Raw genomic sequence first — 23,569 nt, forward strand, 5'->3', positions numbered from 1 at the left:
GTCGTGCGAGGTCGTGTCGCGCCGCCGCCGCGGGTTCGGCTTCTCTATACTTCGCCATGGCCGAGCGAGCCGTTCCCGAGATCCGCGACGCGCTGACCTTCGACGACGTGCTGCTCGAGCCGGGCTACAGCGAGGTGCTGCCGTCCGAGGTCGACGTCTCGTGTCGGCTCACCCGCGAGATCAGCCTGCGCGTGCCGCTGCTGTCGGCGGCGATGGACACCGTCACCGAGGCCGCGACCGCCATCACCATGGCGCGCGGCGGCGGCATCGGCATCCTGCACAAGAACCTCTCGCCGGCGGATCAGGCCCGCGAGGTGCGGCGCGTGAAGAAGGCCCAGAGCTTCATGGTCCGCGACCCGCTCACGGTCGCGCCCGATCAGACGCTGTCGGCGGCGCTGGGGCTCATGCACACCCACGGCTTCTCGGGCCTGCCGGTGGTCGATGGCGGGCGCCTGGTCGGCATCCTGACCAGCCGTGACGTTCGCTTCGAGACCTCGCTCGATCGACCGGTGCGCGAGGTGATGACCAAGCAGCCCATCACCGCCGAGGAGACCATCAGCGCCGACGAGGCCAAGCGCGTGCTACACAAGCACCGCATCGAGAAGTTGCTGGTGGTCGATCGCGGCGGTGCGCTGGTCGGGCTCATCACGGTGAAGGACATCTTGAAGGGCCAGGACCAGCCCGACGCCGTCAAGGACGCGCAGGGGCGCCTGCGCGTGGGCGCGGCGGTCGGCACCAGCGGCGAGACCATGGAGCGCGTCGAGGCGCTGGTCGAGCAGGGCGTCGACCTCATCGTCGTCGACACCGCCCACGGCCACAGCCGCCGCGTGCTCGAGGTCGTCGCGGCGATCCGCAAGACCCACCGCGACCTGCAGATCGTCGCGGGCAACATCGCCACGCCGGCGGCGGTCTCCGCCCTGGTCGAGGCCGGCGCCGATGCGGTCAAGCTCGGCATCGGCCCCGGCTCGATCTGCACCACCCGCGTGATCGCGGGCGTCGGCGTGTTGCAGGTCAGTGCGATCTTTGAGTGCGCACCGGTGGCTGCGCGCGCGGGCGTGCCGATCATCGCCGACGGCGGCATCAAGTACTCCGGCGACGTGGTGAAGGCGCTGGCCGCCGGGGCCAGCTGCGTGATGATCGGCAGCCTGTTCGCCGGCACCGACGAGGCGCCCGGCGAGCTCGTGCTGTACCAGGGCCGCAGCTACAAGGTCTACCGCGGCATGGGCTCGATCGGCGCCATGCGGGCCGGCAGCAAGGACCGCTACTTCCAGGGCGCCACCGAGGATCGCAAGCTCGTGCCCGAGGGCATCGAAGGGCGCGTGCCCTACCGCGGGCCGCTCACCGAGAGCCTCCACCAGCTGGTCGGTGGCATCCGCTCGGGCATGGGCTACGTCGGCGCCAAGACCCTCGCGGAGCTGCAGGAGAAGGCCCGCTTCCGTCGCATCTCGGCCGCCGGCCTGCGCGAGAGCCACGTGCACGACGTGATCATCACGCAAGAGGCCCCCAACTATCGCGTGGAGTAGCTCGCAACATGCAGCACGAAACCCTGCTCGTCGTCGACTTCGGGTCGCAGGTCACCCAGCTCATCGCACGGCGCATCCGCGAGCTCGGCGTGTTCGCCGAGATCGTGCCGTGCCAGCGCGCCAGCGAGCGGCTCGCGGCGCTCGGCAAGAGCGTGCGCGGCATCGTGCTCTCGGGCGGGCCGTCGTCGATCTACGACGAGGGCGCGCCGACCATGCCGGCCGGTGTGCTCGAGCACGGCGTACCGGTGCTGGGCATTTGCTACGGGCTCTACGTGCTCGTGCAGGCCTGCGGCGGCGAGGTCGCCCGCGCCGACGAGCGCGAGTACGGCGGCTCGATCCTCACCGTGCTCGAACCGCTGGGCCCACTGGCCGGCTTCGATCCGCTGCACCCCGAGCCGGTGTGGATGAGCCACGGTGATCGCGTCACCACGCTACCGCCGGGCTTCCGCACCGTCGGCAGCTCGGTCAACTGCGTGTTCGCGGCGATCGTCGAGCCCACCCGGCGGCTGTGGGGCGTGCAGTTCCACCCCGAGGTCACCCACACCCGCCGCGGCGCCGAGGTGTTCGCGTCGTTCGTGACCGCCTGTGGCTTCGCCCACGACTGGGGCATGGCGTCGTTCGTCGACGAGGCGGTGGTGACGATCCGCGAGAAGGTCGGTGACGAGGGCACCGTGCTGTGCGGGCTGTCGGGCGGCGTCGACTCGTCGGTGGCCGCGATGCTGGTCGAGCGCGCGATCGGCAAGCGCCTGCACTGCATCTTCGTCGACAACGGGCTGCTGCGGCAGGACGAGCGCGCGGAGGTCGAGCGCATGTTCGCCGGCAAGCTCGCCAACCCGCTGGTCGCCGTCGACGCGTCGGAGCGCTTCATGGCCGCGCTGGCCGGCGTCACGGATCCCGAGGTCAAGCGCAAGCGCATCGGCGCCACCTTCATCGACGTGTTCGACGCCGAGGCCAAGCGGCTGGGCGGCGCCGACTTCCTCGTGCAGGGCACGCTGTACCCCGACGTGATCGAGAGCGTCAGCCACAAGGGCCCGTCGGCGACCATCAAGACCCACCACAACGTCGGTGGCCTGCCCGAGCGCATGAAGATGAAGGTCGTCGAGCCGCTGCGCGAGCTGTTCAAGGACGAGGTCCGCAGGCTCGGGGCCGAGCTCGGCCTGCCCGAGGACATGGTCTGGCGGCACCCGTTCCCGGGCCCGGGGCTGGCGGTGCGCGTGCTCGGCGAGGTCACCCGCGAGCGCTGCGACCTGCTGCGCCGCGCCGATGCGATCGTGATCGAAGAGATCCGCGCCGCGGGCCTCTATCGCGATCTCTGGCAGGTGTTCGCGGTGCTGCTGCCGGTGCAGTCGGTCGGCGTCATGGGCGACGGCCGCACCTACGAGAACGCGCTGGCGATCCGCGCGGTCGAGAGCACCGATGCGATGACCGCCGACTGGGCGCGGCTGCCCTATGAGCTGCTCGCCAAGCTCTCGACCCGCATCATCAACGAGGTCCGCGGCATCAACCGCGTGGTCTACGACATCTCGAGCAAGCCGCCGGCCACCATCGAGTGGGAGTAGGGCGATGGCGCGGGTCCGACACGACGACGGGCGCAAGGGGGTCGAGGCCGCGGTCGATCGCGGTGCGCTCGATCGCCGCGATCGCGACGAGGACGCCGCGCTGGCCGGCTCGCTGCGGCCGCGCACGATGGCGGAGTACATCGGCCAGAGCGCGCTCAAGCGCAAGCTGCGGGTCTTCGTCGACGCCGCCAAGCAGCGCGGCGAGGCGCTCGATCATGTGCTGCTGCACGGGCCACCGGGCCTCGGCAAGACCACGATGGCGCAGATCCTCGCCAACGAGCTCGGGGTCCGCATCCACATCACCTCGGGGCCTGCGGTCGAGCACAAGGGCATCCTCGCCGGGCACCTGACCGCGCTCGAGTCGGGCGACGTGCTGTTCATCGACGAGATCCACCGGCTCACGCCGGCGGTCGAGGAGAGCCTCTACTCGGCGATGGAGGACGGCCGCATCGATCTGCCGGTCGGCGAGGGCAGCCGCGCCCGCACGATGCCGTTCGCGCTGGCGCCGTTCACCCTGGTCGGCGCGACCACTCGCACCGCGCTGCTCGGCGCGCCGCTGCGCGAGCGGTTCCAGATCGTCGAGGGACTCGAGTACTACGCCGACGACGAGCTCGCCGCGATCGTGCGCCGCACCGCGGGCATCCTCGGTGTCGAGACCTCGGCCGAGGGCGCGATGGAGATCGGTCGACGCAGTCGCGGCACGCCGCGCATTGCCAACCGTCTCACGCGGCGCGTGCGGGACTTCGCGCAGGTCCGCGAGCGCCCGCGCATCGAGCTCGAAGACGCCAACTTCGCGCTCGGCGAGCTCGGCATCGACCCCGAGGGCCTCGACGCGATCGATCGCCGCATCCTCACCGCCATCGTCGATCTCTTCGACGGCGGCCCGGTCGGCATCGAGGCGCTCGCCGCCACCCTGAGCGAGCCCCGCGACACCCTCGAGGACGTCTACGAGCCGTTCCTCCTGCAGCGTGGGTTCTTGATCCGCACGCCGCGAGGTCGCCAGGTGACCCGCAAGGCGCTCGCGCACCTCGGGCGCACCGACGCGCCGCCGCCGTCGCGTGGCAGCGGCGGACCGAGCGGGCAGGGCGAGCTTCCGCTGTAGCGCTGCCGCGTCGTGTCGGTGGCTCGGGGTGGCCACATGGCCGGCCCGACCGGCCAGGAGGTCGCCGGCGGTGTCGTCCGAGCAGCGCTCGAGCGCTGCGGGCACTGCGGATCCAGGGCGCGCTCGCGTGGCAGGATCGTCGCAGAGGAGCCAGAAGGACATGGCTGACGAACCCGCCCGCTCGCGCGTCGACGAGCTCCAAGAACGCGCCACGAAGCTGCTCTCCGTGATTCGTCGCCAGGCTCGACGCCCCTTCGTCGTGGAACTCGCGGGAACGCCCAAGGCGGGGAAGACCACGGTGATCTCGATGCTCGAGAACTTCTTCGATCGCTGCGGCTACAAGGTCCGCGTGATCCGCGAGCAAGCCCCTGCGTGTCCACTCCCGATGAAGGGGCACTTCTTCTTCAATACGTGGACGACGACCTCGATGCTCGGCGAGTTGCTCGAGGTGATCGACACGGATGACGATCTCGTCATCCTGGATCGCGGCCTGTTCGATGCGCTCGTCTGGCTCGATCTGCAACGGACGCGTGATCAGATCACAGACGCCGAACGCAGCGTGTTCGAGTCGTTCGTGGGCTTGGAGAGGTGGCGGAAGTTGATCGACGCGGTGGTGATCTTGCGAGTTTCGCCGGACGTCGCGATGGACCGCGAGAACAGGGGCCATCTCGTCGTGCGGGAGGGCTCGATGATGAACCACCCGAATCTCGCCAAGTTCAACGAACGGCTGGACGCGACGGTGCGCAAGAACGTCGACATGTTCCCGGTCCATTGCATCGATGCCGACGCTGCAGGAGATGCGAAGGCGGTGACCGCCGATGTCGTGGCGCATCTCCTCGACGCGATGTCGACCACCGTCGATCCGACGATCGCCTGCTTTCCGCGGGATCGTGTGGTGGAGGCCTTCGCGAACGGCGACTTCGTCCCGTGGGACGACGCGACCTGGGAGTCGCTGTGCAAGGATGTCCGCACCACCAAGCGATCACACGTCGAGGAGTCCGATGACTTCGTTCAGCTGGTCGCCTGCGGGATCGCGACGCACGGTGACCGTGTGCTCGTCTTCGACCGCGGGGCCCGAGAGCCGAGGACGCGCCCGTACGACGGCGGCACGATTTGGCAGGGTCAGCACGTCGAACACGCAGCCGACGGTGTCTTGACGTTGAGATCTGTCCGCGAGTCGCTCGCGCGCCGCTTCCTCCACGATCTGCATCTCGCGGTGCCCATTGGCGCCGAAGGCACGCCGCTGGGCCTGGTCTGGGACCCTGGCGTCGGGGACGGGCGTCACCTCGGGATCGCGATTCCAGTCGAGATCGAGAATGCGACCACCGCCGAGCATCTGCGCGCCAAGAAGTTCCGAACGCGCGGCCGACGACCGGCGCAGCAATCGAAGTTCGTCGCCGGCAGCGACCTCCGCGCCGACCCCGACTCGTACGACCTCGAGCCCTGGTCCCGTGCCATACTCCGGTCGGGATGGCCGCGGACGTGACCGAGCGACAGTCCGATCTCGCGTTGGTGCTCGCGCGCGTCGAGATCGATGGTGCAGCGCACTGGTTGCTGCGCCGTCACGCGAAGTGGGGCGACTGGAGTCTCGTCGGCGGCCACGTCGAGGCCGATGAGCGCGACGACTGGATGCGCACCGCGATCCGGGAGGCTAACGAGGAACTCGCGCCACTCGTCTGCAACGTGGACTTCACCATCGAGCCGCTGTCGCCCGAATCGAGTACGTGGGGGCCGGTGGCGTCGCGCTCGGCGGGCGGCGCGATGACGACGTACCGCGTGCGGTGGTACCAGGCTCGCTTTCTCGGTGACGCTGCAGCGTCACTGCGTCGGCTCTCGCCCGATGACTTCGCGCTCGTCTTGGAGTCGGAGATCAGCGACGCCGAGGTGGTCTCGAGCGTCGCGCGTCGGCTGTTCGAGGAAACACGCGCGCACGTTGGGTCGATCCCCGTTGCGGCACGCGTTCCGGCTGCTGCTGCGTCGCTGCGCGTCGCGCTGTCGGTCCGCTGAGCCTGCATCGAGGCTGCCGCGGGAATCTGCGCGTCCCGAGCTGCGTCGAGGCGCGCGCATGACCTCGAGTCGCTTCCTCGCGTGGTCGTGGTTCGCGCCGCTGCCGGCTGTCGCGGTCGGCCTGGCGATCGCGCTCGCGCACGGGGTCCCGTGGTCGGCCTATGCGCCGAACCTCGCGGCGCTCGGGCTGGTCGCGATCGTGGCCGCGCTCGCGCGTCTGCGGCCCGGCGCCGGGTCGCGTGCGATCGCATGGGCGCCCGTCGTCGCGTCCGTCGCGATCGCGTGCACGCTGCTCGCACCGGGGATCGATGGCGTGCATCGGTGGCTCGGGCTCGGTGGGCTGCGCGTGCACGCCTCGAGTGCGCTCGCGCCGTGGTTGCTCGTGCGGTGCACGTCGTGGCCGAGTTGGCGCGCACGCCTGTCACGGGCGGCGCTGGTGCTCGTGCAGCTGGTCCACGTGGCGCAGCCCGATGCGGGGCAGGCGACCGCGCTCGCCATCGGGGCGCTGCCGCTGCTGCTCGCCGGCGTGGGCGTGCCGCGTCGCGTCGACGTGCCGTTGGCGGCGGCGCTGCTGGTGCTCGCGGCGGTGGCGTGGTCCCGCGCCGATCCGCTGGCGCCGGTCGACCACGTCGAGCGGATCCTCGTGCTCGCGTTCGCGGCCGGGCGGACGTGGACGGTGGTGGCTGCGCTGGCGATCGCGGTCCTGGTGCTGCCGCTCGCGATCGCGGCCCGTGGCCACGGCCCCGCGGCGTGGGCGGCGGTGGTCTACCTGCTGGCGACGGTCGCGGTCACGTTCCTCGGGGCGTTCCCGGTGCCGGTGCTCGGCGCCGGCGCGGCGCCGGTGCTCGGCTGGTACGCGCTGCGACGGGTTGGCGCCGCGGCGGTAGAGTGCGCCCCGCATGTACCCCGAACTCTTTCGACAGATGCGTAAGCAGCTCGCGCAGCTCGACCTGTGGCTCGACAAGGCCGACGCCGCCGCCAAGACCCGCTCGTTCAACGCGGACGCGTTCCTGCAGTGCCGGCTCGCGCCCGATCAGTTCGCGCTCGTGCGGCAGCTGCAGATCGTCTGCGACACCGCGCGTCAGGCCGCTTCGCGACTCACCGGCAAGCCGTTCGAGGCCCAGCCCGACACCGAGACCACGATCGACGAGGTGCGCGTGCGCATGCAGGCGACGCTGACGTACCTCGATGGCCTCACCGCCGCCGACTTCGCCGGCGCGGCGACCCGCGAGATCACGCAGCCGCGCTGGGAGGGCAAGACGATGACCGGCGCCGACTACTTCGTCGAGCACGCGCTGCCGAACTTCTACTTCCATCTGACCCATGCCTACGCGCTGCTGCGTGCCAATGGCGTGCCGCTCGGCAAGCGCGACTACCTCGGTGCGCTGACCCAGCGCTTGCCCTGAGCCCGCGAACACGCGCACGCGCGGTCGCAGCGTCCGGCATCGCGCGAACCATGCGACGATGCCGAGGCCGCGTGCGTGCGGCGTGGGGAGGTCGAGCATGGACACGATGGCAAGGCGGATCTCGGTCATCGCGGCGGCGGTGCTGCTCTCGTGCGGCGGCGGTGACGAGAGCGGCCGCACCGACGGCACGCTCACCGGCGGCGGCTCGCTGACCGTGGCGACCACCGTGGGTGGCTCCGGCACCAACGAGACCGGGCTCGACACCACCGACACGCTCGGCGATCCGACGACGTGCTCGAGCGATGACGACTGCCCCGCCGGGCAGCGCTGCGCCGCGACCTCGGGGGTGTGCCTGCCGCCCGACGCGTGCATGTTGCCGGGTGACTGCGACGGCGGCTTCGAGTGCATCGATGGCGTCTGCACCATCGGTGGCGGCTGCGGTGGCTTCCAGTTCCAGCTCGACGCGGTGCCGCCCAACGTCATGATCCTGCTCGATCGCAGCGGCAGCATGGACGGCGACGTGCCGGGCAGCTCCGACAACCGCTGGGAGGTGGCGGTGTCGGTGGTCGAGAACGTGACGACCGCCTTCGACGCGAGCGTGCGCTTCGGACTCGCGACGTACTCGTCGTGCATCGCGCCGGGCTGCTCGCCGGGCACGATCGTGGTGCCGATTCTGCCGAGCAACGCTGTCAACGTGCAGAACTTCCTCGCCACCACCGCGGGGGTCGGCAGCATCAACGGCCAGGCGGTCGGGCCCGACGGGCTCACCCGCTACCTGTGCGACAGCGGCAACCCCGAGACCTCGACCGGCGTCTCCTTGCAGGCGCTGGTCGGCGAGGCCTCGCTGCAGGATCCCGAGCGCAAGAATGCGGTGCTGCTCATCACCGACGGCGGCGAGAGTGGCGACTGCACCTCGAGCGTCGATGGCCCGGGCGGCGCCGCGGCGCTGTTCGGACAGGCGATCCCAGTGCTGACCTTTGCGGTCGGCTTCGGTGACGCGGTCAGCGGCCAGCTCGAGGCGATCGCGGTCGCCGGCGGCACCGAGCACGGGCTCTTGGCCAACGATCCCACCAGCCTGCAGATGGCGCTGGAGGCCGCGCTGCAGACCGTCGCATCGTGCACGTTCACCCTCGATCAGGTGCCCGAGGACCCCTCGCAGATCTACGTGTTCTTCGATCTCGATCCCGCGGGCGTGCCCAACGATGCGGTCGACGGCTGGACCTACGACCCGGTCACCAATTCGGTGACGTTCCACGGCAGCAGCTGCGAGGCCATCAAGGGCGGCACCGTGGTCGACGTCGACATCGTCTATGGCTGCAACATGCCGCCGGCGGGCTAGCCCCCAGGCCCCGCACGGCGCGGCCGGAAGGAGCCCACCGTGCGGTCTCGGGGGCGCCGCCGCGCGGTGGCTCACGGCGGCAATGCGAGACCCGAGACCCGGTAGTCCCACCACTCGCCCGCGCCGCAGAGGTAGTTCGAGTGGAGGGCCGCCGCGGCGCGCAGATGCCACGTGCCACCGCCGGGGTCGTCGATCGACGCGAGCTCGGGCCCGACCACGACCGTGGCACCGTCGAGCCCGACGCGGACCTTTCCGCTGTAGATCTCGCCCTCGCAGTAGCTCGCCGCCTCGCGGAAGCAGAGCGCATCGTCAGCCGAGAGCCGCAGCGGTGCCGTGAAGTCCCCGGGCGGCAACGCGGCTCCGCTCGCGAAGAACGCGAGCAGGCGACCGCCTGCGTCCCGCAGCGTCCATGCATCTTCGATCGCAACGCCGAGGTCGTCGCGCGAGGCGAGATGCGAGAGCTGCACCGTCTGCCCGAGCTCGACCGCGAGCGAGGCCGAGTCCGGCACGCGCACGGCGACGACGAGCGGCTGCTCGTCGCCCTCACAGTCCTCGAGGCGCGTCACCAGGCCGCCGAAGTCGTCGGCGTACACGACCCCGACCTCGCACGTCATCATGACCTGCCGCTCCCACAACTGCGGATCGAGCTCACGCCACGGCATCTCCTCGAGCGAACCGCAGCCGACGTCGAGGCACACACCGAAGCTCACCGCCGTCGCGCCGGAGAGTGTCGGGTCACACGTGGGCTCCCCGCTCGACGACGACGACTCGCTCGTCTGCGTGCCAGCGGAACTCGTCCCGCTGCCTTCGCCCACGGCAACCTCCAGTGGCGCGGACGGACCGCATGCCGCTAGACCGATGAGGAAGATCCATGTCGCATGCCATCCAGGCCTATCCATGCTTGGAGCATCGTAGCAGCGGATAGACGCAAGGTGAGGGCAATGGCGTCCGCGGCCTGTCGTCATGCATATCAACGCCGCGGCCAGCGGCTCTTCTACCAACGGGACGAAGTTCCCTCGAGAACGACGGAGCATTTGCGCGGCGCTTCCGGGTTTCGGGTGACCGGAGAATCATCGCATGATGCTGCCGGTTGGAGATGGAGGTCGCCGCTGTGGAAGTAGTGGCATTGCGGAAGCGCTCCCGGTCGCGAAACCCTCGTGCCTGGTACTTCACCGTCCATGCTCGCCGTGCGCCGTCTTGCGCGACAGCGCGAGCTGTACCCATCGATCGCCTCAGCGCGAGCGAGCGGAGGACAGTGCGGACAGGGCAGGGCATCGCACGCAAGGCCGTGCACGTCGCGGGCGGATCGCACACACTGCGGGGGCCATGCATCGCAACGTCGTCGCGATCGCCCTCGTCCTCGGCTGCACCTCCACGGTCGCGCCTGCGCCGGCACCCGCCGAAGCGCCCCCGCAGCCGGCGGTCACCCAGGCGGCGAGCCCTCCGAAGGGACCGGTCGCAGCGCCCATCCCGCTCGAGCCGCCAGACTGGCGCTGCGCCCGTGACACCGACTGCGCGCAGACCTGCGCGCTCGGGGCGGTGTCCCGCGCGTGGATCGAGGCGCACCCCGAGCGCGACACCTGCGACGACGGCTGCAACTGGCAGCACGACAAGGTCGCGTGCCGCAACGGGCAGTGCGTCACGCTGCGCGAGGACGGCAGCATCGACGAGGGCTGCTCGCATCGCACCGCGCCGCGGTGACCGGCTGTCGGCGCGATCCGGCGCCCTCGGGTTCGAGCCCATTGCGCGGTGCACCGACCGGGCCCGCGCGCCACCGTCGAGAAATCCCCGGGTGGTCGGGAACCTCGGCCGACGCCGCGTGTCGTGGGCGTGCACCTTCATCCGGGAGGGTTCTTGGCGATGGCAGCACGACTTTGGTCGATCGTGCTCGGCGTCGGCGTCGTGGCCTGTGCTGCCCACGGCGTGACGACCGAGCCCCATGTCCGTGACGACGACGTTGCGCTGCGGGCCGACGCCGACGATCGCGGGGAGCTCCCCGACGACGACGACGACGACGACGACGACGACGACGACGACCGCGTGGAGCTCGACCCGACGCGCCCGCCCGACGCCCACTGCCAGCGCCTCGCACGTCGCTCGGGCAGCGTCGCGATCGATCCTACGCAGGACGCCGGCGGGGCGCTGTTCACGACCCGCGGCGACGTCGTCATGGGCCTGCCGTTGGCCGACACGCGCTTCGACAGCCACGTCACCGGCACCATCGCCGAGACCGTCGTCACCCAGCGCTTCGTGAACGACTTCGACGCGCCGATCGAAGCCGTCTACACCTTCCCGCTCCCGCACGACGGCGCGGTCGATCGCTACGCGTTCCGCTTCGCCGGCCGTGAGGTCCGCGGCGAGATCGAGCGTCGTGACGAGGCCCAGGCGCGCTACGAGAAGGCCAAGCGGGCCGGCAAGACCGCGGCGCTGCTCGAGCAGGAGCGGCCCAACGTGTTCACGCAGCACCTCGCCAACCTGCCGCCCGGTGCCGAGATCGAGGTCGAGATCCACGTGGTGCAGCCGCTCGCGCCCCGCAGCGGGCGCTACGAGCTGGTGCTGCCGACGGTGGTGAGCCCACGCTACTTGCCGGGGCAGCCGGTCGGCCACGCGGGTACGGGCGTGCTGCCCGACACCGATCGGGTCGTCGACGGCTCTCGCATCACACCGCCCGTCGTGCCGCAGGGGCTGCGCAGCTGTGGCGACCTGCACATCGCGGTGACGTTCGACCCCGGCCTGCCGATCGACGATCTACGCGCCACCACGCACCGCGTTCGCGAGCACCGCGACGCCGCCGGGCCGGTGGTCGTGCTCGACGAGGACTACGCGCTGCTCAACCGCGACTTCGTGCTGTCGTGGCGGCGCAGCGCTGCGCAGCCACGCGCGATGCTACTGACCGAGCAGCGCGACGGCGAGCAGTTCTTCTCGCTGACCATCGATCCGCCGGCGACGGTCGATCCCGACGACGCACCGCCGCGCGAGATCATCTTCGTGCTCGATGCGTCGGGCTCGATGAACGGCGAGCCGATCGCCCGTGCGAAGGCGACGACGCGCCAGCTCCTGCTGGGCTTGCGTCCCGGCGATGCGTTCCAGGTGATGCGCTTCTCCGATCGTGCTTCCGGTCTCGGCGCCGACCTCGTGCCCGCCACCGACGACAACGTCGCGGCCGCACTGGCCTACGTCGACGGCCTCGAGGGCGAGGGCGGCACCAACATGACCGACGGCGTCGAGGCAGCGCTGGGCTTCCCCCACGACCCCGAGCGCGTGCGCTTCGTGGTGTTCTTGACCGACGGCTACATCGGCAACGAGGCCGAGGTGTTCGCACTGCTGCGCGATCGCATTGGCGACGCGCGGCTGTTCTCGATCGGCATCGGTGCGTCGATCAACCGCTACCTGCTGGACGGCATGGCCCGCACGGGTCGTGGCGACGTCGCCTACCTCGCACCGGACGATGACTGGAAGCCGGTGGTCGATCGGCTCTTCGCCCAGCTCGATCGCCCGGCGTTGACCGACCTGTCGATTGACTTCGGCCGCACCGAGGTCGAAGCGCTGGCGCCGGCACTGCTGCCCGACCTCCTGCTCGATCGCCCGGTGGTGGTGTTCGGCAAGCTCCGTGGACCGGTGCGCGACGGCATCGTCGTGCGCGGTCGTCGGGGCCGGCAGCACGTCGACGTGCCGGTCGTGACCTCGGCCGCCGCGATTGCGCAGCAGGAGGTCAGCGGCGTGTCGTCGAGCTGGGCGCGCACGCGGATCGCCGAGCTGCTGCTCGAGCCGTCCTACCTGCGCCACAGCGGGCCCGCAGCGCGACGCATCGAGTCGCAGGTCGTCGCGTTGTCGCTGCGCCACGCGGTGCTCACCGAGTTCACGGCGTTCGTCGCGGTCGACCACACCCCCCACGTCGACGGTCGCGACACCCACACCACGGTGGTGCAGGGCGTCGACGCCACCCAGGGCATGGCCGAGCAGGCGGTCTGGGGGCACGTCGGCCACGGCGGCGTGGGCACACTCGGCCACGGCTCCGGCAGCGGTAGCGGTGGCGGCGGTGGCTCGGGCGCGGGCTACGGCCGCGGCTCGGGCGCGGGCTTCGGCGGTCGCGGCACACGGGTGCCGTCGATCCGCATGGCCAAGGCAACCGTCTCGGGCTCGCTCGACACACGCATCATCCGTCGCATCGTGCGAGCCCACCTCGCCGAGGTGCGTGCCTGCTACAACGCGACCCTCGTGCATGATCCAACCGCCGCCGGGCGCGTGGTGATGAGCTTCATGATCGACGGCGACGGCAAGGTCACGGTTGCGGCGGTGCGAGAGAGCGAGATCGCCGACGAGGCGCTCGGCAAGTGCCTGGCCGCGAAGATCCTCCGGTGGCGGTTCCCGGTCAGCGCCGACGCCGGCGCCGCGATGGTCAACTACCCGTTCGTCTTCGCGGTGCCCGAGCCCGATCCCGCGGATCGGCGTCGTCGCGCGGGCGGGGGCTGACGACGGCCGCGGCTTCGACATAGGCTTGCGCGCCATGGCGATCACCCTCCATCACCACCCGTTCTCCCGTGCCGCGGGCACCATCTGGATGCTCGAGGAGGTCGGGCAGCCCTACACGTTGCGCTTCGTCGACATCATGAAGGGCGAGCAGAAGTCGGCCGATCTGGTCGCCAAGAATCCGATGGGCAAGCTGCCGATCCTCGAGGACGGCGAGGTCATCGTCACCGAGAACGCGGCGATCGGTCTCTACCTCGCCGATCGCTACGCGGCGGGTCGACTCGCGCCCGCGCTCGACGACCCCCGCCGCGGCACCTACCTGCGGTGGTCGCTGTTCGCCCCGTCGGTGGTCGAGCCGGGCTCGATGGCGAAGGCCGCCGGCTGGGACTACAAGCCCGGTCAGGCCGGCTGGGGCACCCACGAGGCCATGCTCGACGCGATGGCGGCCGCACTCACGGGGCGCGACTTCTTGCTCGGCGCCGAGTTCTCGATGGCCGACGCGATCTTCGGCGGCACGCTGCGCTACATGCTGCGCTTCGGGATGCTCGAGGCCCGTCCGGTGTTCACCGCGTATGCGGAGCGACTCGGACAACGCCCGGCGCTGCAGCGCGCCGACGCCCGCAACGCGGCGGTGATGCAGGAGCACGGCATCCAGATGCCGGGTGCGTGACGCCGCGCGGCCTCCTCGCGCGGGCCGGACGGCCGTGACCGCAGCCTGATACCCTGCCGTCGTGGCCGATCCCCCCTCGGCGTCCCGTCCACCTGCGCGCCCCGTCGTGCCCGCGCGCGACAGCGGTGCGGGCACGATCGTGCACGGCCTCGCGCCGCCGGTGCCGTCGCCCACCAAAGCCCCGGCCGCCGCGCCGGCGCGCGCGCCCGCCAAGCCCTCGCCGTCGCGCCCGAGTACGCGCACGCCCGCGCCCGCCGGCGCCAAGATGTGCCCGACCTGCGGCGAGCGCTTCCCGCTCGACTACCGCGTGTGTCCGCGCGACGTGGTGCCACTCGAGCACCTGGTCGAGGCCGACGCCGACCCCATGCTCGGCGCGCTGCTGTCCGACGTCTACCGCGTCACGCGACTCATTGGTCAAGGCGGCATGGGCCGCGTCTACGAGGCGCGTCACGCCCGGCTCGCGCAGCGCCGCTTCGCCATCAAGGTGATGCACGACGAGCTCGCGCGGCGACCGGAGCTGGTCACGCGGTTCCGTCGCGAGGCCGAGACCGCGTGTGTCGCGGCGCACCCCAACGTCGTGCAGGTGTTCGACGTGCACGAGACCGAGCTGGGCACGCCGTTCATCGTCGCGGAGCTGCTCGAGGGCGAGGACCTCGGGCAACGGCTCGAACGCGTGGGGCGGCTGGGGCTGTCGGCCTCGATCGCGATCGTGCGGCAGCTGTGCGCCGCGCTCTCGACCGCGCACGCGCAGGGCGTGGTGCACCGCGACCTGAAGCCCGACAACGTGTTCCTGGTGGGCACCGACGCGCCGATGGTGAAGCTGCTCGACTTCGGCATCGCACGGGTCAACGACACCGCGCCGGGCAACCGCACGCGCACCGGCGTCATCATGGGCACGCCGGCGTACATGGCCCCCGAGCAGGCCCGCGGCGCGCGGGTCGACGCGCGCGCCGACATCTACTCGGTGGGTGCGATCCTGTATCGCTGCCTCACCGGCCACGAGCCCTTCGAGGCCGAGGACCCCGCGGCCACGCTGACGATGGTGCTGACCCGCGATCCGATCCGCCCGCGCACGTTGGCGCCCGAGATCGACGACGAGGTCGAGCTGGTGATCGAGCGCGCGATGGCCCGCGACGTCGGCGAGCGCTTCGGGACCCTCGCGGAGTTCGACGCCGCGCTCGCGCGGCTGCAGGCGCAGCAAGGCGGCGCCGAGGGCCCGAGCTCCAGCCACGGCATGCTCGCGCCGCTCGGCACCACCACCGGCTCGGGCAGCCACGTGGCCGGCAGCGATGCCGCCGCGCCGTCGGCCCGCGAGGTCCAGCGTGCGCGCCCGATGGTGGTGCTGCTGTCCTTCGCCACCGTCGTGTTGGTCGTCGGTGCGCTCGCGACCGCGGCCGCCCGCACCATCGTCGCCTCGCGCGGCGAGGCGCTGGGTGGCAGCGAGGGCACGCTGCTCGTGCTCGCGCTCATCGGCGTGCTCGCGACCCCGGTCGCGCTGTGGATCCGCTGGCTGCGCCGCACCGTGTGGGGCAACAGCATGCGCGCCGTCGCGCTCGCACGCCGCATGACCGCCATGCTCGCCGGCGCCACGATCGCGTGGTCGGCCGTCGCCGCGCTCGCGAGCAGCTTCGATCTGCTGCTCGCCGAGGCCCCGACCGCGACGGTGGGGGCGGGTGCTGCGATCGCATCGCTGGTGGCGGCCGCGATCGCGACGGCGTGGATCGGCCGCAGCACGGCGCGGGTGGTTCCGCGCGAAGGGTAGTGGCGTGGATGAAGGTCCACGCGCGCTCGCGTGCATGCGTCCGCGGCGGTCGAGCGCGGGCGGCTGCCGGCGACGGGTGGTGCAGCTCGGAGTTTCGGCGATGTCGGCGCTCGATCGTCCGTGAAGGTCATCGAGTCACCGCGCTGAGGTTTGACATCATCGCGTGGCGTCGCTGACACTTAGATTCGGTGCGACGGATGGAACGCACAGGTTCGGTTCGGTTCGGTCGCACTGATGTTGGCCGGCGCGACGGTGAGCAACTTCGAGACCGTGGCTGCGTGGAGCCCGGGGCAGTGGGGGGAAGCGGAATGCGCAACGTCGAACTGAGCATCGCCGCGGTGGGGCGTTGGCTCGCACTGACGCTGGTCGTGGCGGCGGCTTGCAACGACCGCGTGGTCCACGAGCCACCGCGCGAGTGGCCGCCGCCGGTGGAGATTGCACAGGATCTGCTCGACCCCAACTGCGCGGTGATCGACGGCGTCGCGAAGTGTTGGTCGGAGAAGCCGCTGGACGCAGCGGTGACCGACGATGATCGCTTGTTCTTGCAGCGGGATGAGCTTCACCCGGAGGTCATCCCGCCGGTGGACTTTGGGCCGGGGGAACGCGTGGTTGCGATGAGTTCCTCGCTGTACCAGAGGTGCGTCGTGCTGGGCTCGGGAGCCGTGAAGTGTTGGGGCAACAATACGTTCTTCGCGCTCGGGCGGCCCGACGAGACGGAGCAGGTCGGCGATACGCAGGATGAGCGGGGCGCCGAGATGCCCCCGGTGTCGCTGGGCGCCGAGTTCGACGCCGTACAAGTCGTGAATCGCGAAGGGGGTGGTTGCGCGCGCTCGCGTGCGGGCCGGGTGAAGTGCTGGGGCAGTGGCCATGCGTCGCTCGGCCTCGGGGACACGCAAACGCGTGGCGACGACGGGCCGAGCGAGATGGGGGATGCGTTGCCGTACGTCGATCTCGGGACCGATGTTCGCGCGGTTGGGCTCACGATGGGACCATGCATCTGGACCGAGCAGGGGCGGGCGAAATGCTGGGGCAGCAACGCACGCGGTCGGCTCGGCGTCGTGTCACCCGAGTGGGAGCCGCTGGGCGACGACCCCGGGGAGATGGGAGACGCGTTGCCGTTCATCGATCTCGGGACCGATGTCCGCGTCGTGCAGGTGTCGGGAAGTGGCCACCACGCATGCGTCCTGACGGACGAGGGGCGCATCAAGTGTTGGGGTGCGAACTCGACGATTCCGGACCGCGATCCACCCTATCCCGCCGAGGAGCCGATCGCGTTCGGTCGGCTCGGGTATGGCGACCGCGACGACCGGCTGCCGCCGCTGGGCGACGCGCTCCCGTACGTGGAACTCGGCCGAGACTTCCACGCCGTGGCAGTGCGCGCCGAGTCCAACCATACCTGTGCCGTCTCCGACGAAGGACGTGTCAAGTGCTGGGGCGAACGCGTCAAGCTCGGGCTCGGGCTCGGGCCGTTGCCCGACGATGACCTCGGCGACGAGCCGGGCGAGATGGGTGACAATCTCCCGTATGTCGACTTCGGCGACGGGCACACCGTGCAGCGCTTGGGGTTCGTGGTCGCCATGCTCGACGACGGCACGGTGGTGCGCTGGCCCTACGCCGTCCCGCCGACCGGAGACCTCTTCCGCGTGCTCGCGACGCCCGAGCAGCTGTTCGGTCCCTGACGCGCGGTCGGCTGATGGTCTCCCCGTGCTGAGCATCGCTGAGCAGCCGAGCAACGTCGAGGCCGTGGCTGACCGTGGCTGCGTGGAGCCCGGGGCAGTGGGGAGAAGCGGAATGCGCAACGTCGAACTGAGCATCGCCGCGGTGGGGCGTTGGCTCGCACTGACGCTGGTCGTGGCGGCGGCTTGCAACGACCGCGTGGTCCACGAGCCACCGCGCGAGTGGCCGCCGCCGGTGGAGATTGCACAGGATCTGCTCAACCCCAACTGCGCGGCGATCGACGGCGTCGCGAAGTGTTGGTCGGAGAAACCGCTGGACGCAGCGGTGACGGACGATGATCGCTTGTTCTTGCAGCGGGATGAGCTTCACCCGGAGGGCATCCCGCCGGTGGACTTTGGGCCGGGGGAACGCGTGGTTGCGGTGAGTTCCTCGCTGTACCAAAGGTGCGTCGTGCTCGACTCGGGAGCGGTGAAGTGTTGGGGCAACAATACGTTCTTCGCGCTCGGGCGCCCCGACGAGATGGGGCAGGTCGGCGATACGGAGGATGAGCGGGGCGCCAACATGCCCCCGGTGTCGCTGGGCGCCGATTTCGACGCCGTACAAGTCGTGAATCGCGAAGGTGGTGGTTGCGCGCGCTCGCGTGCGGGCCGGGTGAAGTGCTGGGGCAGTGGCCATGCGTCGCTCGGCCTCGGGGACACGCAAACGCGTGGAGACGACGGGCCGAGCGAGATGGGGGATGCGTTGCCGTATGTCGATCTCGGGACCGATGTTCGCGCGGTTGGGCTCACGATGGGACCGTGCATCTGGACGGAGCAGGGGCAGGCGAAGTGTTGGGGCAGCAACGAACGAGGTCGGCTCGGCGTGGTGTCGCCGGATTGGGAGCCCTTGGGCGACGAGCAGGGCGAGATGGGTGACGCGCTGCCGTTCATCGATCTCGGGACGGACATCCGGGTGGTGCAGGTGTCGGGGGGCACTCTGCACGCGTGCGCATTGACGGACGACGGCCGCATCAAGTGCTGGGGCGGGAACTCGTCGCTCGCGGACCTCGAGCCGCCCGCTCAGCCTGAGCCATTCGCGTTCGGCCGGCTCGGGTATGGCGATCGCGACGATCGGCTGCCGCCGCTGGGCGACGCGCTCCCGTACGTCGATCTCGGGCGAGACTTCCGCGCCGTGGCGGTGCGCGCCGAGTACGAGCACAGCTGTGCCGTGTCGGACGAAGGACGCGTGAAGTGTTGGGGCCGAGGTGTTCAGCTCGGGCTCGGGTTGGGCAGTGGCCCCGAGGACGATCTGGGCGACGAGCCGGGCGAGATGGGCGACAACCTGCCGTACGTCGAGTTCGGCGAGGCGCGGACCATCCAGCGGCTCGGGCAGATCAACGCCATGCTCGACGACGGCACGGTGGTGCTCTGGCCCTACGGCAAGCCGAAGACCGGAGACCTCTTCCGCGTGCTCGCGACACCGGAGCAGCTGTTCGGTCCCTGACGCGCGGTCGTCGTCCGTCGTCGGACCAAGGCCGAGCGCGCTCACCCAGGCTCGATGACCACGTCGGTCGTGACCGACAGCGCGATGAAGCAGTTCGCATGCGCGGTCGCGTGCATCTTGGCCAGGGTCGCGGCATCGACCTCGCTCGCGAAGCGCACCCTCGGACGCAGCACCACCTTGGTCATCGCGAGCTTGCCGTCGGCGTTCTTGTCGAGCTCGCCCGTGGCGTCGTCCTCGTAGGACTCGACCACCAGCCGCTTGCGCGCCGCGATCGCGAGGAAGGTGAGCATGTGGCAGCTCGACAGCGCGCCGACGAACGACTCCTCGGGGTTCATCCGCGTCGCGTCGCCCTTGAACGTCGGCGCGGCCGAGGCCGCCACGGTCGCGCCGCTGCCGTAGCGGACCTCGTGGTTGCGATCGTAGGTGTCGTACTCGAAGTCGGTGGTGGTGCGGGTCCAGCGAACGGCGGCGGTGTGGTGCGACATGGCTCGTGGGTATGTTCCCTCGCGCGGCCGAGAAGGTGCGCGGCAACCACGATCCGCGCGCCGCAGGGGTTGCTGCCCTGCACCGCGACGGATCGCGAACGCTGCGGGCGCGGGCGGACCGACCTGGTGCGCAGCCCAGCGATGAACCACCGCGCGCCGGGCCGCGCCTCGCCCTTGCTTCGCTCGGGGGGATCGGCACACCGTGAGTCGTGCTAGCCTAGCTGCCGGCATGTCGTTCGCGCGTCGCGTCCACCGCTACACCTACGCGGAGTACGTGGCGCTCGAGCAAGGCAGCCCGACGAGGAGTTCTACCGGACGATCCCTTCGCTGCGCGAGTACATGTGCTGGTGGTCGACGAGGTCTACCGCGGCAGTACGATCGCGTAGCGTCGGCCGGCCGCGCGAAGCTCGAGCAGCCTCTCAGGCTCGGACGCGCGCGCTCGTCAGTGTGACGCGTAGGTCCGCGCGTGGCCGTTGCGCTCGTTGGTCACCGTGATGCTGCCGCTGGCATCGACGATCGCCGTGATTGCGAAGCCCTGGTCGCCGTCGCCGTCCTCGAGGTTCGCGGTGCGCTCCTGCACCGCGTTGTGGGCATCGTCGTTGCCGAGCGCGCGGTGTTGGGCCCACAGCTCGGGCATCGACGGGATCGCGGCGATCCGCTCGAAGGTGACGGCGTCGCCGCCCTTGTGGGGGCCGTTGTTCATCACCACCACCACGGGATCCAAGGCGTGCACGAGCTGCGGCGCACCGGAGATCGAGAGGCCGTGGTGGGTGGTCTGGTAGAGATCGACGGTGCCGATGTTCTGCAGCCGGCACGCGAGCTGGTCCTCGAAGCTCCACGTCAGGTCGCCGAGGTCGAGCAGCTCGAAGTCGCCGAAGCGAGCGACGAAGCCGATGCTGTTGCCGTTCTCATCGGCGGCCGGCGGCATCTGCTGGGCGCCATCGCAGTGCGGGTTGCTGGCGCCCGCGCCCGGCAACGCGGCCGCGAGCACCTCGGTCGCCGCCGACACGATCGTGATCTCGAGCCCGTCGACGTCGTGCACCTCGCCGGGGGCGACGATGGTGCGCTTGCCGTCGGCGACCGCGAGGTAGTCCTGCCACAGCTGCTGACCATCGAAGCTGCCCGCCTCGACGCTGTCGCCGTGATCCCAGAACGCGGTGACCGGCACCCGCGTGACCAGGTCTGGTACGCCGCCAACGTGGTCGACGTGGTAGTGCGTGACGATGCAGAGGTCGATGTGGTCGCGCCCGAGCTGATCCTGCACCACGGCCGCGATGCGGTCGGCGTCGCGAGCCCCCGGGAAGCCGGCGTCGACCAGCACGAGTGAGCCGCCGGGGGTCACGAACAGCGTCGCGGCGCCGCCCTCGGTGTCGATCCAGTGCACCTCGAGGGTCGCCGTCGAGGCGCCGCCGGTGGTGTCGTCGCCCGTGCTCGACACCTCGCCGCCCTCGGAGCTACCGGGCAGCGACGAGGTCGTGGTCGTGGCGTCGACGCCCACGGCGGTCGTGCCGGTGGCAGCCGTGGACGTGCCCGAGCTGGTGCTCGCGTCGGCGGTCGCCTGGCCCGACGGGCCGGTGCCGCAGGCGAGGGCGAGCGTGGCGATGGCGAACGCGGCAGACCTCACCGCGCCACGATCGCCGCGATCGCCCGCCTTGTCACGCGTGGCGTGGGCCGAGGACTGCGAAGCGCGGCGCCCCGGCCTACGGGCACATGCCGCAGCCGAGGCTCTCGATCTCCATCACGCACACGTCGTCCCACTCGCTCGAGCAGCACAGCGAGTCCTCGGCGCAGACGCAGCTCTCGACGCTGTCGACCTCGCAGCCGGCGCCGCTGTGGGGCGTGCAGCACGGTCCATCGGCGTCGTCGGGGTCGCACGAGGCGGCGCACAGCTGGGTGCCGACCTTGGCCACGCACATCGCGTCCCACTCGGTCTCGCAGCAGAACGAGTCGGCCGCGCACACGCAGGCCTCGACCGCGGCGTCGTCGCAGCCGGCGGCACCGGTGACGCAGCAGTCGTGCGAGTCGCCGCCGCCGCCACACTGAAGATCGCACATCGACTGCGCCTCGGTGGCGCAGGTGTTGTCCCACTCGTTGTTGCAGCAGAACGCGTCGAAGGCACACACGCACGCGGTGACGGCCTCGTCCTCGCAGCCCGGCATGTTGGTGTCGGTGCAGCAGTCGCCCTCACCACCGCCGCCGCCACCACAGCTGGTCGCGTCGACGTCGACGTCGAGGGTGTAGTCGCCGCGCGCGCTCGAGTTGGCCGCGTACACCCGCAGGAAGTAGGTGCCCGACGGCACGCAGCTCGACATCAGGTGCTCGTCGGACTGCAGACCCGCCGAGTTGGCCACCAACACGCCGTCGGCGTCGGTGAGCACGATGTCGATGTCGACGTCGCTGGGGCCCGCGAGCGTCGCTGCGATCGCGCCGGCCGAGAGGTCGAAGCGATACCAGTCGTCGGTGTCGGTGCACAGCGAGCCCGCGATGCTCTCGCCGGCCGGGAACGCGCCCAGCGACAGCGCTTGGTCGAGGTCGTCGTTGTCCTCGTTGCCGTCCTCGGTGCAGGCACCGCCACCGCCGGCGCTGCAGCTGCCCGACAGCGGCACGCACTGCCGCGCGCCGACCCCCTCGACCGATTGCACCTCGGTCGGCGAGCACACGTAGTCGGCCTGGCACTCGTCGTCGGAGCTGCAGCCGGTGCCGCAGAAGCTGCCGGTCTGCTGGGGCAGACACAGGTTCGAGAAGCCGCCGCACTGCACGTCGTACGAGCACGCGCCGCACACCGGTGCCTGGCCGCTGCCGTCGTTGACGACGTGCATGCGGTGGGTGCCGTCGCCGGGGCTGTCGCTCAGGTGATCGCAGTCGCCCTCGGCGTCGTCGTTGTCGGTGACGCTGATCGCGTACCAGATGTCGGCCTCGGCACCCATGCCCTGCGGCGTGGTCGGGTTGGGGATGTAGCCGGTCCAGTCGCCGCTCATCATGTCGCCGGAGACCAGCGACATCGTCACCACCGTCATCTTCGTGTAGTCGATGGGGCTGCCCGGATCCTCGTAGCTGTAGAGCAGGATCGGCGCGTTCTTGATGCCCTTGTCGTCGCTGACATGGGCGGCGATCTCGAGGTCGAGCTGGGTGCTGGCGTCCTCGACGTCGTGGTCGATCGCCGGTGGATCTCCCGGGCACTCGGAGCCCGAGCGGCGGCGCAGGACGATGGTGTAGTTCTTGAGCGTCGGTGGGTTCTCGGGCAGGTCCTGTGCCGAGAGGATCAGCTCGTAGCGATCCGAGGCCTCGAGCTGCTCGCGGTTCGGGCACCAGTTCCAGCGGCCCGACAGACCGCTGGCGTCGGCCGACAGCTCGGCGTCCTGGATGAGCGGCGGGTTCTGCCCCAGCACGATGGTGGTCGAGTCGGCGTCCTCGATCTCGATCTCGACCTCGGCGCACTCGGCCTGCTCGAGGTCGAGCACGGTGCCGTTGCCCAGCGGCTTGCGGAAGATCGGCTGGGTGCCGTCGCCGCCGGCGCCGACGACGTTGATGTTGATGGTCAGCTTGCTGTCGTTCTTGCCGTCGGAGACGATGAAGTCGAACAGGTGCGAGCCCAGCTGGCTGGCCAGCGGCGTGAACGTGAACACGCCGTGGCCGTCGGGCGCGATCGTCATCGCGGCGGTCTGGCCCAGATCGGGCACGCCGTTGGCGGCGAAGCTGAAGTCGAGCGCGTCGCCCTCGGGGTCGGTGGCCTGGATGTCGATGGTGAGCTGTTGGCCGACCACCGCGGTCTGATCGCCAGGGTCTTGGATCTGCGGCGCGCCGCCGTCCTTGCACGCCGACAACACGAGGGCGGCCGACAGCGCGAGGCTCGTGCGGCGGCTGCCCGGGAGCAGGATGGAGTCGAAGACGGTCATGATCGAAGCGGCGGGGCGCGCCAGTCGAGGCGAGTATGCGCCGCGCGGCTGCGTGAGGGCAACGCCGGCGCCGGCGAGGCGCGCACCAGGGAGTGACGCGAGCTGCCGCTTCGGTTCGCGCCGCGGGCGTGATCGCATCGCGGCGCTGGAGTGACATTCCCAGCATCCGCGCGGGGGATCGCGATCGCCCC

Annotated in this window: 18 protein-coding genes; 14 read left to right on the forward strand and 4 right to left on the reverse strand. The window is 70.7% G+C overall.

Annotated elements, in window-relative coordinates; translation table 11 throughout:
* Positions 1-56 precede the first annotated feature (56 nt).
* The 8 genes from guaB (at position 57) to IPH07_04315 (ending at position 8,936) form a co-directional block, all read left to right on the forward strand.
* Positions 57-1,523 carry an IMP dehydrogenase gene (gene guaB, locus IPH07_04280; protein ID MBK6916600.1) on the forward strand — a complete coding sequence of 489 codons (1,467 nt, stop codon included), beginning with the start codon at positions 57-59 and terminating at the stop codon, positions 1,521-1,523.
* A gap of 8 nt (positions 1,524-1,531) precedes the next feature.
* Positions 1,532-3,082: a glutamine-hydrolyzing GMP synthase gene (guaA, locus tag IPH07_04285; GenBank protein ID MBK6916601.1), complete on the forward strand. Its 1,551-nt coding sequence runs from the start codon at positions 1,532-1,534 to the stop codon at positions 3,080-3,082.
* 4 nt (positions 3,083-3,086) lie between these two features.
* The gene (gene ruvB / locus IPH07_04290) at positions 3,087-4,184 is read left to right on the forward strand and encodes a Holliday junction branch migration DNA helicase RuvB (GenBank protein ID MBK6916602.1); all 1,098 of its coding nucleotides are present in this window, start codon (positions 3,087-3,089) and stop codon (positions 4,182-4,184) included.
* Positions 4,185-4,254: 70 nt separating this feature from the next.
* Positions 4,255-5,670, forward strand: a complete 1,416-nt coding sequence (locus IPH07_04295; protein ID MBK6916603.1) for a hypothetical protein — start codon at positions 4,255-4,257, stop codon at positions 5,668-5,670.
* Positions 5,655-6,191, forward strand: a complete 537-nt coding sequence (locus IPH07_04300) for an NUDIX domain-containing protein (GenBank protein MBK6916604.1) — start codon at positions 5,655-5,657, stop codon at positions 6,189-6,191. Before IPH07_04295 ends, IPH07_04300 begins: the two co-directional genes overlap by 16 nt.
* A 58-nt stretch (positions 6,192-6,249) precedes the next feature.
* Positions 6,250-7,122: a hypothetical protein gene (locus tag IPH07_04305; GenBank protein MBK6916605.1), complete on the forward strand. Its 873-nt coding sequence runs from the start codon at positions 6,250-6,252 to the stop codon at positions 7,120-7,122.
* A complete protein-coding gene (locus IPH07_04310; protein MBK6916606.1) occupies positions 7,091-7,597 on the forward strand; it encodes a DUF1993 domain-containing protein in 507 nt (168 codons plus the stop codon). Before IPH07_04305 ends, IPH07_04310 begins: the two co-directional genes overlap by 32 nt.
* Before the next feature lie 97 nt (positions 7,598-7,694).
* On the forward strand, positions 7,695-8,936 hold the full coding sequence (locus tag IPH07_04315; protein ID MBK6916607.1) for a hypothetical protein: 1,242 nt from the start codon (positions 7,695-7,697) through the stop codon (positions 8,934-8,936).
* Between the two features lie 71 nt (positions 8,937-9,007).
* On the opposite strand, the gene IPH07_04320 is transcribed toward IPH07_04315, so the two are convergent.
* The gene (locus IPH07_04320) at positions 9,008-9,751 is read right to left on the reverse strand and encodes a hypothetical protein (GenBank protein ID MBK6916608.1); all 744 of its coding nucleotides are present in this window, start codon (positions 9,749-9,751) and stop codon (positions 9,008-9,010) included.
* Between the two features lie 511 nt (positions 9,752-10,262).
* Here IPH07_04320 and IPH07_04325 point away from each other — a divergent pair.
* The 6 genes from IPH07_04325 (at position 10,263) to IPH07_04350 (ending at position 18,997) form a co-directional block, all read left to right on the forward strand.
* The gene (locus tag IPH07_04325) at positions 10,263-10,637 is read left to right on the forward strand and encodes a hypothetical protein (GenBank protein ID MBK6916609.1); all 375 of its coding nucleotides are present in this window, start codon (positions 10,263-10,265) and stop codon (positions 10,635-10,637) included.
* Positions 10,638-10,796: 159 nt separating this feature from the next.
* Positions 10,797-13,409: an AgmX/PglI C-terminal domain-containing protein gene (locus IPH07_04330; GenBank protein ID MBK6916610.1), complete on the forward strand. Its 2,613-nt coding sequence runs from the start codon at positions 10,797-10,799 to the stop codon at positions 13,407-13,409.
* Positions 13,410-13,443: 34 nt separating this feature from the next.
* Complete coding sequence (locus tag IPH07_04335) at positions 13,444-14,076, forward strand: glutathione S-transferase family protein (GenBank protein ID MBK6916611.1); 633 nt, start codon at positions 13,444-13,446, stop codon at positions 14,074-14,076.
* A gap of 106 nt (positions 14,077-14,182) precedes the next feature.
* Positions 14,183-15,838 (forward strand): serine/threonine protein kinase, encoded by a 1,656-nt coding sequence (locus IPH07_04340; protein ID MBK6916612.1) that lies wholly within the window; start codon positions 14,183-14,185, stop codon positions 15,836-15,838.
* 308 nt (positions 15,839-16,146) lie between these two features.
* Positions 16,147-17,517 carry a hypothetical protein gene (locus IPH07_04345; GenBank protein MBK6916613.1) on the forward strand — a complete coding sequence of 457 codons (1,371 nt, stop codon included), beginning with the start codon at positions 16,147-16,149 and terminating at the stop codon, positions 17,515-17,517.
* A 112-nt stretch (positions 17,518-17,629) separates the two neighbouring features.
* The gene (locus IPH07_04350) at positions 17,630-18,997 is read left to right on the forward strand and encodes a hypothetical protein (GenBank protein ID MBK6916614.1); all 1,368 of its coding nucleotides are present in this window, start codon (positions 17,630-17,632) and stop codon (positions 18,995-18,997) included.
* A 41-nt stretch (positions 18,998-19,038) separates the two neighbouring features.
* On the opposite strand, the gene IPH07_04355 is transcribed toward IPH07_04350, so the two are convergent.
* The 3 genes from IPH07_04355 to IPH07_04365 form a co-directional block, all read right to left on the reverse strand.
* Positions 19,039-19,482, reverse strand: a complete 444-nt coding sequence (locus IPH07_04355; GenBank protein MBK6916615.1) for an OsmC family protein — start codon at positions 19,480-19,482, stop codon at positions 19,039-19,041.
* Between the two features lie 442 nt (positions 19,483-19,924).
* Positions 19,925-21,106 carry an MBL fold metallo-hydrolase gene (locus tag IPH07_04360; protein MBK6916616.1) on the reverse strand — a complete coding sequence of 394 codons (1,182 nt, stop codon included), beginning with the start codon at positions 21,104-21,106 and terminating at the stop codon, positions 19,925-19,927.
* Positions 21,107-21,182: 76 nt separating this feature from the next.
* On the reverse strand, positions 21,183-23,378 hold the full coding sequence (locus tag IPH07_04365) for a hypothetical protein (GenBank protein ID MBK6916617.1): 2,196 nt from the start codon (positions 23,376-23,378) through the stop codon (positions 21,183-21,185).
* Between the last annotated feature and the right edge of the window lie 191 nt (positions 23,379-23,569).

The sequence above is a fragment of the Deltaproteobacteria bacterium genome (assembly GCA_016709225.1).
Taxonomy (GTDB): domain Bacteria; phylum Myxococcota_A; class Polyangia; order Nannocystales; family Nannocystaceae; genus Xiheibacterium; species Xiheibacterium phototrophicum.

Bases quoted from the DNA above. Each gene is read 5' to 3' on its own strand.
- guaB (MBK6916600.1), top strand. From the start codon at position 57: ATGGCCGAGCGAGCCGTTCCCGAGATCCGCGACGCGCTGACCTTCGAC.
- guaA (MBK6916601.1), top strand. From the start codon at position 1,532: ATGCAGCACGAAACCCTGCTCGTCGTCGACTTCGGGTCGCAGGTCACC.
- ruvB (MBK6916602.1), top strand. From the start codon at position 3,087: ATGGCGCGGGTCCGACACGACGACGGGCGCAAGGGGGTCGAGGCCGCG.
- IPH07_04300 (MBK6916604.1), top strand. From the start codon at position 5,655: ATGGCCGCGGACGTGACCGAGCGACAGTCCGATCTCGCGTTGGTGCTC.
- IPH07_04305 (MBK6916605.1), top strand. From the start codon at position 6,250: ATGACCTCGAGTCGCTTCCTCGCGTGGTCGTGGTTCGCGCCGCTGCCG.
- IPH07_04310 (MBK6916606.1), top strand. From the start codon at position 7,091: ATGTACCCCGAACTCTTTCGACAGATGCGTAAGCAGCTCGCGCAGCTC.
- IPH07_04315 (MBK6916607.1), top strand. From the start codon at position 7,695: ATGGACACGATGGCAAGGCGGATCTCGGTCATCGCGGCGGCGGTGCTG.
- IPH07_04325 (MBK6916609.1), top strand. From the start codon at position 10,263: ATGCATCGCAACGTCGTCGCGATCGCCCTCGTCCTCGGCTGCACCTCC.
- IPH07_04330 (MBK6916610.1), top strand. From the start codon at position 10,797: ATGGCAGCACGACTTTGGTCGATCGTGCTCGGCGTCGGCGTCGTGGCC.
- IPH07_04335 (MBK6916611.1), top strand. From the start codon at position 13,444: ATGGCGATCACCCTCCATCACCACCCGTTCTCCCGTGCCGCGGGCACC.
- IPH07_04345 (MBK6916613.1), top strand. From the start codon at position 16,147: ATGCGCAACGTCGAACTGAGCATCGCCGCGGTGGGGCGTTGGCTCGCA.
- IPH07_04350 (MBK6916614.1), top strand. From the start codon at position 17,630: ATGCGCAACGTCGAACTGAGCATCGCCGCGGTGGGGCGTTGGCTCGCA.
- IPH07_04355 (MBK6916615.1), bottom strand. From the start codon at position 19,482: ATGTCGCACCACACCGCCGCCGTTCGCTGGACCCGCACCACCACCGAC.
- IPH07_04365 (MBK6916617.1), bottom strand. From the start codon at position 23,378: ATGACCGTCTTCGACTCCATCCTGCTCCCGGGCAGCCGCCGCACGAGC.